This window comes from Stenotrophomonas sp. Sm10, from assembly GCF_030985515.1.
Classification (GTDB): domain Bacteria; phylum Pseudomonadota; class Gammaproteobacteria; order Xanthomonadales; family Xanthomonadaceae; genus Stenotrophomonas; species Stenotrophomonas hibiscicola.
This window is the reverse complement of record NZ_JAPTFO010000006.1, coordinates 45625-58110: the sequence shown is the minus strand read 5'-3', so window position 1 is coordinate 58110 and position 12486 is coordinate 45625. Positions and strand designations below refer to the sequence as shown.

Here is a 12486-nt window from a genome sequence, read left to right as displayed (position 1 = left end):
TCATGGATAGGTGAAGTAATACCATTTTACGTCATGGAAAGGCATGACTAGGATCGGGTCATGCCTTCATCCCACCGCCCTCTCCGTATCGTCGCCGTGTCCGGCGGACTGCAGCGCCCCTCGCGGGCCACCCTCCTGGCCGAGCATCTGCTGGGCGTGATCGGCAACGACGTCCATTGCGAACACCATCTGATCGAGCTCGGCGAGCTCGCCCCGCAGCTGGCCGGCGCCCTGTGGCGCTCACAATTGCCCGAGGCTGTCGAGCGCCAGCTGCTTGCCGTCGAGCAGGCCGATGTCCTCGTGGTGAGCACGCCGGTCTATCGCGGCTCGTACACCGGGCTGTTCAAGCATTTCTTCGACTTCATCCACCAGGATGCGCTGGTCGACACCCCCATCCTGCTGGCCGCGACCGGCGGCAGCGAGCGCCATGCGCTGGTGATCGATCACCAGCTGCGGCCGCTCTTCAGCTTCTTCCAGGCCCGCACCCTGCCGCTGGGCGTCTATGCCACCGACCGCGATTTCGCCGACGGCCGCGTGCACAACGAACCGCTGATCGAGCGCGCTCGACTGGCGGTCCACCGAGCCATGCCACTGCTGGCCCTGGCCCGCCATCCCGTCGCCGCCCTCGAGGCTGCCGCAGCACCCTGAATGCCGGATGCGCTAGCCCCGCATCCGGATGTCACCCCGCATCACGGAACGCCGCCCATGACGAACGACACCTTCACCTTCAGCATCACGCGCATCCCCTTCAACGAGGACTACCAGCCCGCCGAGGGCACGCGCATCACCACCAATTTCGCCAATCTGGCGCGCGGCGCTTCCCGGCGGGAAAACCTGCGCAACACCCTCAGCATGATCAACAACCGCTTCAACGACCTGGCGCACTGGGACAACCCGAGCGCCGATCGTTATGCCGTCGAGCTGGACATCATCTCGGTGGAGATGCACATCGACGGCGCCGACGGCAACGATCCGTTTCCGTTGATCGAGGTGCTGCAACCGACCATCGTCGACACGCGGACCGGCGCGCGTACCGAAGGCATCGTCGGCAACAATTTCTCGTCCTACGTGCGTGACTATGATTTCAGCGTGGTGCTGCCGGCCAGCAACGAGGGCAAGGCCACCTTCGGTCTTCCGGAAGGCTTTGGCGACCTGCATGGCAAGCTGTTCAAGCACTTCCTGGGATCGGACGCCTACCGCGCCAGCTTCCGCAAGGGGCCGGTGATCTGCATCAGCGTCTCCAGCAGCAGGACCTACCACCGCACCGAGAATCATCACCCCATCCTGGGCGTGGAGTACCGGCAGGGCGAGTTCTCCGCCACCGACCACTACTTCGACAAGATGGGCCTGCAGGTACGTTACTTCATGCCGCCGGGCAGCGTCGCGCCGCTGGCGTTCTACTTCCAGGGCGACCTGCTGGGCGACTACTCGAACCTGGAGCTGATCGGCACCATCAGCACGATGGAAGCGTTCCAGAAGATCTACCGCCCGGAGATCTACAACGCCAATTCCGTGGCCGGCAAGGTCTACCAGCCCAGCCTGAAGCACCAGGATTACTCGTCCACCCGCATCGTCTACGACCGCGAAGAGCGCAGCCAGCTGGCGGTCAAGCAGGGCCGGTTCACCGAAGAACACTTCATCAAGCCGTACCGCGCCGTGCTTGAGCAGTGGGCTGCGCGCTGATCCATCGATTTCCCCTTCGCATACCAGGACAACCCGACACCGATGAAGAAACTGCTCCCCACCTCCACCGCCGGCAGCCTGCCCAAGCCGTCCTGGCTGGCAGAACCCGAAAAGCTCTGGTCGCCCTGGAAGCTGCAGGACGAAGGCCTCGCTGAAGGCAAACAGGATGCGCTGCGCCTGTCGCTGCAGGAACAGCTACACGCGGGCATCGACATCGTCAGCGACGGTGAGCAGACCCGGCAGCACTTCGTCACTACCTTCATCGAGCATCTCAGCGGCGTTGACTTCGAAAAGCGCGAAACCGTGCGCATCCGTAACCGCTACGATGCCAGCGTGCCCACCGTGGTCGGCGCCGTGAGCCGTCCGAAGCCGGTGTTCGTGGAGGATGCGAAGTTCCTGCGCCGCCAGACTGCGCAGCCGATCAAATGGGCGCTGCCCGGCCCGATGACGATGATCGACACGCTGTACGACGCCCACTACAGGAGCCGGGAGAAGCTGGCCTGGGAGTTCGCGAAGATCCTCAACGAGGAAGCGAAGGAGCTGGAAGCGGCCGGCGTGGACATCATCCAGTTCGATGAGCCGGCCTTCAATGTGTTCTTCGACGAAGTGAACGACTGGGGCGTGGCCGCCCTGGAGCGCGCGATCGAAGGGCTGACGTGCGAGACAGCAGTGCACATCTGCTACGGTTACGGGATCAAGGCCAACACCGACTGGAAGCAGACGCTGGGATCGGAATGGCGCCAGTACGAGGAATCGTTCCCGAAACTGCAGGCCTCCAGCCTCGGCATCATTTCGCTGGAATGCCATAACTCGCACGTGCCGATCGACCTGATCGAGCTGGTCCGTGGCAAGAAGGTGATGGTAGGCGCGATCGACGTGGCCTCGAGCGCGGTGGAAACACCGGAAGAAGTGGCCGACACCCTGCGCAGGGCGCTGCAGTTCGTGGATGCCGACAAGCTTTACCCCAGCACCAACTGCGGCATGGCGCCGCTGGCCCGCACCGTGGCCAGGGGCAAGCTGCGCGCGCTCAGCGAAGGGGCCAGGATCGTGCGTGAGGAGCTTTCGGCGTAGCGCTTGCCAGGGCTGTGGGCGTCCTGCCGGGTACCGACCACGCCTGACACGTTAACTGCCCCAAGGGCCTGGCAGGCTGCCGCGGTGCGAGCGCCTGCTTGATGCGTGCCACCTCCCCTGTCCCGGCCTCGGCCAGGCGGCGCGCCTGCTGGCGCTGCTCCCGTGTGAGCGGCGGCGGCCGCGCCGCGCCTGCCGAAGGCGCGGCGCCCACAAGACAGGCGACCGCGTCGCGCAGCCGCAACCGGGGGCAAAGCCGAGCCGCGCACCAGCGCTCGGCATAGCGCCGGGCTTGCCGCGCATTCACCGCGTGCACCACCTTGGCCGGGGACATCCTGCGTGCATCCAGGTACACCTGGAAGCCGAGCAATGCGTGCGGGACGATGCTGGCCACGATGCGGCCGCTCCACCATAGATCCCAGCGCTCACCGCGTTGCACCCAGCCGGAGGACGCGTGGACTGCCGGGAGACCGCGAAGATCGGAGAAGGAATGCATGCAGGAAGGATACGGGCTGCCGTCGCAGGGGATGAGATTCGAATGGGCACGTAGCCGCGGCCGTGAATCGTTCAATGGAAACGCAACGGTGCAGTATGGTCGCTGCCCTCTCGGCACCGGCATGCATCATTGGCATGACACATCACCGGCGATCACCCGCCGGCATGCTCAACGATGCAACAGCCATTACCCCCGGCGCTGGCCAGGTCGCGGCACGCAGACGCTCGGCCGGTGTCCGCTCCGTCGTTCAGATCCGCGTCGTGGCCAGGAACCGTTCACGATCCTGCTGCGTGCGCCGGCGGATCTCCTCCAGCGCCTGGCTTTCGGTCGCCTGCAGCATGGCCTCGAACAGGCGCTGGAAGTGATGGCGCATCGCATTGCGCGCGGCCACCGGATCACGTGCGCGCAATGCTTCGAAGATGGCCATGTGCTCGTCGGCACGGCTGGCGCCATCATCATGGCAGACCCGCGCATAGACTTCGGTTACCCGCGGCAACTCGCTGCGCATGCGCCAGATCTGCTGCACGAAGAACTCCACCACCGGGTTGCCGGAGAGGCGCGCGATGGTCAGGTGGAAGCGGCGGTCGTACTCGCCGGCTTCCGCGTCGCTCAGGTCGCGACGGCACAGCGCTTCGGCCAACGCCTGAAGCTCGGCAATGCCGGCATCATCCAGATTGCTTGCCGCCAGAGCGGCGGCCTCGGCCTCGAATACCGCGCGGGCAGCGGTGAGGTCGAAGGCGCTGACATCCGGCAGCCCGCCGGACGCCTGCGTCGGGCGTGGCTTCACGTGCACGCCCGAACCGATACGGATTGCAATCCAGCCCTGTGCCTCCAGTGCAATCTCCGCTTCGCGGATGGTGACCCGGCTGACGCCAAACCGTTCGGCCAGCTCGCGCTCGCCCGGCAGCCGCGAGCCCGGCGGGAATTCGCCGTCCTCGATCAGCTTGCGGAGCTTGGCAGCGATGGTCTGGTAAAGGCGGTTGGCGGACATGCGGCTGACCCTTGGCAATTCAATTCCTTCCGGGTCCCTGCCCTGCCACCGCGGCCGGCGAGGGTCCGGTTGGAGCGACGGCGCGGCCACTGGCCGCGCCGCCCTGTTCAGAACTTGTATCGTACACCGAAATACGCACGCCGCCCGTAGGTCACTACTTCGCGGAAGTTCCCATAAAGCGGCTGGTAGGCCACGCGCGGCTCGTTGGTCAGGTTCATCAACTCCAGCGACAGCGACAACTGCTTGTTCACCCGGTAGCGCAGGCGCAGGTCCACGCTGGTGTTGTCATCGTAGTAGCGGTTCTGCTGCGCGGTGTTGCCGGTGAAGTCCTGGTAGTAGTGCGAGCGGAACTTGCCGATGGCCTGGATGTTGAAGCGCCCGACGTCCCAGTAGATCGAGCCGGACAGGACGTGCCGCGAGAAGCCGCTGAGACCGGCCGGCGGCACGATCGCCGGAATGATCGTGCCATCACCGGCCAACTGCTCACCCAGCCGTGAATCCTGGGTCTGGTAGTCGGCATCGGCATAGTTGTAGCTGACCTTGAAGCCCAGCCCGTCGAACGGCTTGGGCAGGTAAGACAGTCGATGGGTGGCGGTCAGCTCGAAGCCGGTCAGCGTGCTGTCCTCGTCGGTGGTTACCTGCTGCCGCACCGGCACGGTCACGCTCCGGCCGTCGATGGTGTAGGTCTCAGGCACCAGCGCGGTGGCGGTGCCGCCGTTGAACTGCTTCCAGTACACCGCGCCGGCCAGCATCGTGTCCGGGTTCGGGTACCACTCCAGGGAGAGGTCACCGTTCCAGGACATCAGCGGCTGCGCAGCGGGGTTGCCGCTGGCACTGATGTCATCCAGCGCGTCGGCCAGATTGCCGTAGGTGGCATCACTACTGACGTTGATGGTGCGCCCGGCGCCCAGCGCGGCGATGTCCGGCCGTGACATAGCGCGGTATGCACCGACCCGCAGCAGTACGTCCGGGCGCAGTTCGAAGGCCGCGTTGAGGCTGGGCAGCAGCTTGTCGTTGCCCGCCTTGAACACCTGCGTGCTGTACGCACCGGTGGGTTGCAGGCGGATCGTGCCGTCACCGTTGTCCTCGATACGCAGCCCCGTACGCACGCCTTCGGAGCGAACGTCGGTCTTGACCCAGCGCAGGCCCAGGTTGCCGGTCACCGGCAAGCCGAACAGGCTGCTGCTGAACTCACCCAGCAGATAGAGCGCGCGTGTCTTCTCGGTGATATCGACATTGTTCGGATCCTGGAAACCCGGATCCAGCCCGCTGTCGAGGCTGCCACGGAACGACTGGTACAGGCAGTCCGGATCGAAGTACGCCCACGAGGAGATCGTGTTGCCGCTGGCGGCATCCATGAAGTCATCCTGCGGGAACGGCGCACGGCAGGCCTGGTTGGCGGCGATGATCTTCGCCTTGTCGGCCGCCACGCGCTGGTCGTAGTCGGTTACCAGGGTGTTGTCGCGCAGGCGGTAGTCGGCCTGGCTGGCACGCACGCCGCCCTTGATGCGGGTGAAGAAACCGGACTCGGGCATGAAGCTGGCATCGAAGCGGCCGGCCTTGATCCTGTGGTCGTTCTCCGTTGCGCTGGACGTGACGCGCGCCGCGCCGGTGTAGGCGTCCCAGTTGTTGGGGTCGAAGTTCGGCGCCAGCGCAACACTGGGCACTTCGCCGCGCCAGTCCCAGTCATAGTCCACGTAGCCGGTGGCACCACTGCTGATGCCCGGCACGATGGCATTGTTGACGTCGCGCTGGTTGGCGCGCAGGCGGGTCATGCGCTCGCTGTCGAGGCGATTGGTGTGCGAGTACGAAAGATCGGTGGACAGTTCCCAGGCCGGGGTCGGTCGCAGGATCAGGTTCAGGCCACCCCCGGTGTATTCCTCGCCACGCCAGTAGCGGTTTGAGGTGGAATCAATCGAGGTGCTGCCATGCAGGTGGCGCACGATGCCGTCCTCGTCCACCTCGCGCCGGGTGATGCCACGGCGGGCGTTGGACAGGCTCAGGTCGCTGCGGTTCTCGTACCAGTTGCGCTCGGTGTGTTCGAAGTCGAGGTTCACTTCAACCACGTCATTGGGCCGCCACTGCAATGCGGCGAACTCGCTCTGCCGGTCGTTGCGCTCCTGCTTGAGCCGGTAGATGCGGCTGCTGGGCACCAGGTAATAAGGTGCGCCGTTGGCGATGGCCTGCGCGGACACTTCACTGCAGTTGGCATTGCTCACGTTCTGCGTGCCATCGCAGGCATACCAGGTGGAACCGCTGGTGATGCTCTCTTCCGGGTCGGTGCCATCCAGGCGCTGGAAGCCCAGCGAGATGCCCAGCTTCTGCCCGTTGCCGAACTCGAACTGGTCGATGTAGCTGGCGGTGCCGCGATAGCCGATGCCGTCGTCGTCGCGGTACTTCTTGTCATACTCGGCCCAGCTGCCGCGCAGGTCCAGCTGCGCCGCACGCTTGCCGTACTCCAGTGGGCGCACTGTTTCCAGGCCGATGGTGCCAGCCACGCCGCCTTCGATGATGTCGGCGCGCTGGGTCTTGTAGATGGCCACCGTATTGATCAGCTCGGCGGGGAACATGTTGAAGTTCACCGAGCGGTCGCCGCTGCCGTTGGTGATCTCGCGGCCATTGAAGTTGGTGCTGCTGAGGAAGGCCCCCAGGCCACGGATGGATATTTCCGAGGCGCCGGTCTTGTCGCGGGTCGAAGCGGCGCCGGTCAGGGTCTCGATCGCATCGGCCAGCGATGGCGCCGGCAGGTCGCCGATGTCATCGGCCGAGAGCACGTCGGCAATGACGGTGTCGTCGCGCTTCTTGTTGATCGAACTCTGCATCGATTCGCGGATGCCGGTGACCTGCACCTGGTCCAGCGTGGTGGGATCCTGCCCTGCCGCGTCCTTGCCGGATTGCGCGTGGGCAGCGGGCAGGCCAGCCAATGCGGCAAGCAGCGCCACGATCAGGGGTGTAGGGGACAACGAGATGCTGTGCACTGCTCCGGCGGGTCGCCGCATGGTTTCCTCCTCCCAAAGGATCGCCTGCATGCCAGGCGTGGGACGCAGCTTCGGCACGGCGACATGAAAATGTCAACCAATTGGTATGCGATTGTGCAAATGCCTTTGATCCATACCAGTTGATCGCAATTCAATGTGCTCATGCAGCATGACTTTGCGCGAAAGCTGGCTTACAACAGACCTGAAAGTGGTATGCAGGCCCACCCTGAAACGACGGCCCGGCCGTCCCTGGAAGGATTTCATGCGCATTCACTCGCTGGCGCGTCACCGATCCAATGGTTCATGGCTGTTTTGCCTGACCACTGGTCTGGCAATGTGCCTGACCACTCCAGCAGCAAGTGCAGCCAGCTGGCTCGTCCACGATGTCGCGGAGTTCGCTACCGCCGCCTCGGCGCTGCAGCCCGGCGATGAGATCGTGCTGGCTGACGGCACCTGGACCGACGCCCGGCTGCTGCTGAAGGGCCAGGGCACGGCGGATGCCCCGATCGTGCTGCGCGCGCAGACCGCCGGCAAGGTCATCTTCAGCGGGCGCTCGGACCTGCGCCTGGCGGGGAGCTACCTGCAGGTGTCCAACCTGGTGTTCCGCAGCGGCTATGCGCCGGGTGATGCGGTGGTGGCGTTCCGCGAATCCAGCAAGGCGGTGGCCAGCCACAGCCGGGTGACCGGCCTGGTGATCGACGACTACACCAACCCCGATGCCAGCGACCAGGACTACTGGGTGTCGCTGTATGGCAGCCACAATCGGTTGGACCACAGCCAGCTGCGCGGCAAGACCAATGCGGGACCCACAGTCGTGGTGGTGCGCGATGCAACCCAGGGCCTGGACAACCAGCACCGCATCGACCACAACTGGTTCGGGCCGCGCCCGGCGCTGGGCGTCAATGGCGGCGAAACCCTCCGCGTCGGCACCAGCGACAGCTCACTGAGCGATTCCAACAGCACGGTGGAGAACAACTGGTTCGAAGGCTGCGACGGCGAGACCGAGATCATCAGCAACAAGTCCGGCGGCAACACCTACCGCGGCAACGTGTTCTATCGTTCCGCCGGCGCACTCACCCTGCGCCACGGCAACGGCAACCGGGTGATCGACAATGTCTTCCTCGGCGATGACAAGGCCGGCACCGGCGGCGTACGCATCATCAACGCCGACCAGACCGTCAGCAACAACTACTTTGAACGGCTGGCCGGGTCCAGCAACCGTTCGGCACTGGCGGTGATGGATGCGCAGGCCAATCCGCCGCTGTCCGGCTATGCGCCGGTGGTGAATGCCACGATCAGCCGCAACACCTTCGTGGACGTGGCGAAGATCAGTTTCGGCGTCGGCCATGATGAGGCGAAGGGCATCGTGGTGGCCGCCAGCAACAGCCGCTTCACCGGCAACCTGATCGTCAACCGCGACAACCGGAATCCGCCCACTGCCGCCAGTTCGCTGGCCGGCATCGACTTCAGCGGCAACGTGCAGTCGCCGGCAGCCAGCGCCGTGTTCCCGGGGGGCATAGAGGGCCGTGGCGTCAGCCTGCAGCAGGCTGCCAGCGGACTGTGGGTGGCCACGTCTGCCCTGCCCGCCGTGGGCGCCGATCCTGCCTTGACGATGACCGCACGCGAGGCGACCGGCGTCGACTGGTATCCCAAGGTGGGCGAAGCCACCCTCTCACGCACCCGCACTGGAGTTGATCGATGAGGTTGCAGCCGCTGTTCGTTTCCTTGGCTTTGGCCGCCCCCTTCGCCCTGCTGCCGAGCGCATCGCTGTTCGCAGCCCCCACTGCTGCCGTGCGACAGGCCGAAGCCGCGCCGGTGCTGGTCACCGCCGCACAATGGCAGCAGATGGCCAGCGAAGGCCGCCGCTACCCGTGGTTTGCCAAAGAGCAGGCACGCACCGAGGCAACGCTGAAGAAGATGATGAAGGCCGGTATCGACGTGCCGGTACCCAAGGACAAGGGCGGCGGGCGCACCCATGAACAGCACAAGCGCAACTACCAGGCGCTGCTGGCGGCGGGCACGCTGTACCGGCTGACCGGCGACAGGGCCTACGTGGACTATGCGCGCGACATGCTGCTGCAGTATGCCCAGCTCTACCCGACGCTGGGCCCGCACCCGGAAGGCCGTGGGCAGATCCCCGGGCGCGTGTTCTGGCAGGTGCTCAACGATTCGGTATGGCTGGTCAACGCCATCCAGGGCTACGACGCGATCCGCGACGCGCTGTCCGCCGAGGACCGCGACACCATCGAATCGAAGGTGTTCCGGCCGATGGCAGAGTTCCTCGTCAGCGAACCGAAGAACTACGACCAGATCCACAACCACGCCACGTGGGCGGTGGCCGCCACCGGCATGACCGGCTACGTGCTGCGCGACCAGGAACTGGTGGAAAATTCCCTGCGCGGCAGCCGGAAGGACGATCAATTCGGCTTTCTTCGGCAGATTGACCTGCTGTTCTCGCCCGATGGTTACTACGAGGAAGGCCCCTACTACCAGCGCTATGCACTGGCGCCGTTCCTGCTGTTCGCCAATGCCATCGAACGCAACGAACCGCAGCGGAAGATCTTCGCGCGCCGCGGCGGCGTGCTGTTGAAGGCCGTGGATGTGCTGGTGCAGTCCAGCTACAACGGCTTGTTCTTCCCGATCAACGACGCCATCCTGGACAAGGGCATCGACACCGAAGAGCTGGTGGCCGGCATCGGCATCGCCTATGCGCGTACCGGTGATGACCGCCTGCTGTCCGTGGCCCAGCAGCAGAAGCGCCTGCTGTTGTCGCCCGAAGGCCTGCAGGTGGCGCAGGCGCTGGCGGCGAACAAGACCAGGCCCTTCGACTATCGGCCGATGCTGCTGCGCGATGGCCCCGACGGCGATCGCGGCGGCCTGGCGATCCTGCGCATGAACGGCGAACGCGGCCAGGCGCTGGTGCAGAAGGACACGATGCAGGGCATGGGCCATGGCCACTTCGACAAGCTCAACTGGCTGTTCTACGACAACGGCAATCCAGTGGTGACCGACTACGGCGCGGCCCGCTTCCTCAACGTGGAAGCCAAGCGCGGCGGCATCTACCTGGCCGAGAACCGCAGCTGGGCCAAGCAGACCGTGGCGCACAACACCCTGGTGGTGGACGAGCAGAGCCACTTCAAGGGCGACTGGAAACGCGGCGAGGAACACGCGCCGCAGGTGCGCTTCTTCCAGGCCGATGCCGATACCCAGATTGCCTCGGCAACGATGCGCGACGCCTACCCCGGCGTGGTGTTCACCCGCACCCAGGCGCTGCTGCGCCATCCCGACCTGGGCCTGCCGGTCGCGCTGGACCTGCTGCAGGTGCACGGCGGCAAGGCCGCGCGCTACGACCTGCCGCTGCACTTCAACGGCCACATCGTCACCACCGGCTTCGAAGCCGAACACTTCCCCGCCCAGCGCCCGGTGCTGGGCAAGGACAACGGCTACCAGCACCTGTGGCTGGATGCACGCAGCAAACCCGGCAGCGAGCCGCGGTCGCTGGCATGGCTGCTGGACGGGCGCTTCTACACCTACCGCTTCGGCAGCAGTGCGCCGGCACAGGCGCTGCTGGTGGAAAGCGGCGCGAACGATCCGGAATTCAACCTGCGCCGCGAACCGGCCCTGCTGCAGCGCGTGGACGGACAGAAGGACGTGACCTTCTTCAGCGTGCTGGAGCCGCACGGCGAGTACAACGGCACCGCCGAATACGTGCACGGCGCGGACAGCCGCATCAAGGACATCGTGCGCAGCCGGGGCAACGATGCCGAGGTGATCGAGCTGCGCCTGGCCAGCGGTGCACGAATCGCCCTCGGCGTGGCCGACGACAGCAGCGCCAAGGGCGAGCACAGCGTGAGCGTGGACGGCCATGCCTACCGCTGGAGCGGCAGCCATGCGCGCATGGACCGCAGCAAGGTTGACGGCAAATGAACGGCCCTGCGGTGGTGGCCAACCTGCGCAAGGTGCCGGTACGGTCGGCCGTGCGCTGGCTGATCGTGGGCCTGATCGCCGTGGCCACGGTGATCAACTACATCGACCGCAACGCACTGGCGGTAATGTGGCCGGAAATCGCCAGGGAAGTGGGCGCGACCAAGGATGACTACGCCCTGCTGGTGACGGTGTTCATGCTGTTCTACGCCGCTGGCCAGTTCCTGTTCGGGCGCCTGTTCGACATGATCGGCACGCGCCTGGGTTTCGCCCTGTCGATCAGCGTGTGGTCGATCTCCATCGCCCTGCACGCGATCACCCATTCGATGCTCTCCTTCAGCCTGGTGCGGGCGATGCTCGGCATCAGCGAAGCCGGGGCGTGGCCGGGCGCGGTCAAGGCCAATGCCGAGTGGTTCCCGGCGCGCGAGCGCGCATTGGCGCAAGGCGTGTTCAACGCCGGCGCGTCGATCGGCGCGATCGTCTCCGCGCCGGCCATCGCTGGCCTGTACCTGTGGCTTGGCTGGCGCGGCACCTTCGTGCTGGTCGGTGCGATCGGCTTCCTGTGGCTGCTGCCTTGGCTGTTTGTCTACCGCGCCGGGCCGGACAAACACCCATGGGTGAGCGATGCCGAGCGCCGGCTGATCCAGGAAGACCAGGCCGGGCAACAGGCGGTGGTGGCGCCGAAGGCCAGCGTACGTTCGCTGCTGGCCCATCGGCAGAGCTGGGGCATGCTGGCCTGCCGCTTCCTGCTCGACCCGATCTGGTGGCTGTTCGTGTCCTGGCTGCCGATCTATCTGGCTGAAACCTTCGGCTTCGACATCAAGCAGATCGGCCTGTTCGCCTGGGTGCCGTTTGTCGGCGCGATGCTGGGCAGCCTCAGCGGTGGTTGGCTGTCCGGGCGGATGATCCGCGCCGGGCACAGCGTGGACCGCGCCCGCAAGCTGTCCATAACGCTGGGCTGCGCGGTCATGGCTCCTGCCCTGCTGGGTGCCGTGCTGGCCAACCAGCCGCTGCTGGCGGTGCTGGCAATCGCTGCGGTGCTGTTCGGCTTCCAGGTGGCCATCGGCAACATCCAGACCCTGCCGGGCGACCTGTTCGACGGCCGCTCGGTGGGCACGCTGGCAGGCCTGGGTGGCCTGGCCGCCGTGGCCGGCACCTTGATCACCACCTGGCTGGTGCCGGTGCTGACCCGCCACTCCTATGCGCCGATCTTCATCCTCGTCGCCGCCCTGGTGCCGCTGTCGCTGGCCGCGCTGTGGTGGTGGACCGGCCCGATCCACAAGCTCGACCGCCGCGCCGGCTGAGCCTGCATCTCTCTTCAGTTCCCCCGCAAACCAAGGAGTTTT

At 65.7% G+C, this 12486-nt stretch carries 8 protein-coding genes; 6 read left to right on the top strand and 2 right to left on the bottom strand.

Annotation, left to right across the window (positions count from 1 at the left end; translation table 11 throughout):
- Nucleotides 1-60: 60 nt before the first annotated feature.
- The 3 genes from msuE to O0J15_RS03110 are packed head-to-tail and all read left to right on the top strand — an operon-like array spanning nt 61 to nt 2754.
- Nucleotides 61-648: an FMN reductase gene (msuE, locus tag O0J15_RS03120; protein WP_155029573.1), complete on the top strand. Its 588-nt coding sequence runs from the start codon at nt 61-63 to the stop codon at nt 646-648.
- A gap of 57 nt (nt 649-705) precedes the next feature.
- The gene (locus tag O0J15_RS03115; RefSeq protein WP_111098471.1) at nt 706-1683 is read left to right on the top strand and encodes a DUF1852 domain-containing protein; all 978 of its coding nucleotides are present in this window, start codon (nt 706-708) and stop codon (nt 1681-1683) included.
- Nucleotides 1684-1725: 42 nt separating this feature from the next.
- Nucleotides 1726-2754 (top strand): methionine synthase, encoded by a 1029-nt coding sequence (locus O0J15_RS03110; RefSeq protein ID WP_308305060.1) that lies wholly within the window; start codon nt 1726-1728, stop codon nt 2752-2754.
- A gap of 740 nt (nt 2755-3494) precedes the next feature.
- Here the strand turns inward: O0J15_RS03110 and O0J15_RS03105 are convergent.
- Both O0J15_RS03105 and O0J15_RS03100 read right to left on the bottom strand, forming a co-directional pair.
- Nucleotides 3495-4238 carry a FadR/GntR family transcriptional regulator gene (locus O0J15_RS03105; RefSeq protein ID WP_021202377.1) on the bottom strand — a complete coding sequence of 248 codons (744 nt, stop codon included), beginning with the start codon at nt 4236-4238 and terminating at the stop codon, nt 3495-3497.
- 107 nt (nt 4239-4345) lie between these two features.
- Entirely contained in the window at nt 4346-7237 is a 2892-nt protein-coding gene (locus O0J15_RS03100) for a TonB-dependent receptor (protein ID WP_308305059.1), read from the bottom strand.
- Between the two features lie 241 nt (nt 7238-7478).
- Between O0J15_RS03100 and O0J15_RS03095 the strand changes: the two genes are divergently transcribed.
- Genes O0J15_RS03095 through O0J15_RS03085 form a run of 3 tightly spaced genes read left to right on the top strand, consistent with a single transcriptional unit; the run spans nt 7479 to nt 12444 of the window.
- Nucleotides 7479-8918, top strand: coding sequence for a polysaccharide lyase 6 family protein (locus O0J15_RS03095; protein ID WP_308305058.1), 1440 nt, complete (start codon nt 7479-7481; stop codon nt 8916-8918).
- Complete coding sequence (locus O0J15_RS03090; protein ID WP_308305057.1) at nt 8915-11143, top strand: oligoalginate lyase; 2229 nt, start codon at nt 8915-8917, stop codon at nt 11141-11143. Before O0J15_RS03095 ends, O0J15_RS03090 begins: the two co-directional genes overlap by 4 nt.
- On the top strand, nt 11140-12444 hold the full coding sequence (locus tag O0J15_RS03085; protein WP_155029579.1) for an MFS transporter: 1305 nt from the start codon (nt 11140-11142) through the stop codon (nt 12442-12444). Before O0J15_RS03090 ends, O0J15_RS03085 begins: the two co-directional genes overlap by 4 nt.
- The last annotated feature ends 42 nt before the right edge of the window (nt 12445-12486 follow it).

Coding starts and splice junctions, on each gene's coding strand:
- msuE (WP_155029573.1), top strand. CDS start 61: ATGCCTTCATCCCACCGCCCTCTCCGTATCGTCGCCGTGTCCGGCGGA.
- O0J15_RS03115 (WP_111098471.1), top strand. CDS start 706: ATGACGAACGACACCTTCACCTTCAGCATCACGCGCATCCCCTTCAAC.
- O0J15_RS03110 (WP_308305060.1), top strand. CDS start 1,726: ATGAAGAAACTGCTCCCCACCTCCACCGCCGGCAGCCTGCCCAAGCCG.
- O0J15_RS03105 (WP_021202377.1), bottom strand. CDS start 4,238: ATGTCCGCCAACCGCCTTTACCAGACCATCGCTGCCAAGCTCCGCAAG.
- O0J15_RS03100 (WP_308305059.1), bottom strand. CDS start 7,237: ATGCGGCGACCCGCCGGAGCAGTGCACAGCATCTCGTTGTCCCCTACA.
- O0J15_RS03095 (WP_308305058.1), top strand. CDS start 7,479: ATGCGCATTCACTCGCTGGCGCGTCACCGATCCAATGGTTCATGGCTG.
- O0J15_RS03090 (WP_308305057.1), top strand. CDS start 8,915: ATGAGGTTGCAGCCGCTGTTCGTTTCCTTGGCTTTGGCCGCCCCCTTC.
- O0J15_RS03085 (WP_155029579.1), top strand. CDS start 11,140: ATGAACGGCCCTGCGGTGGTGGCCAACCTGCGCAAGGTGCCGGTACGG.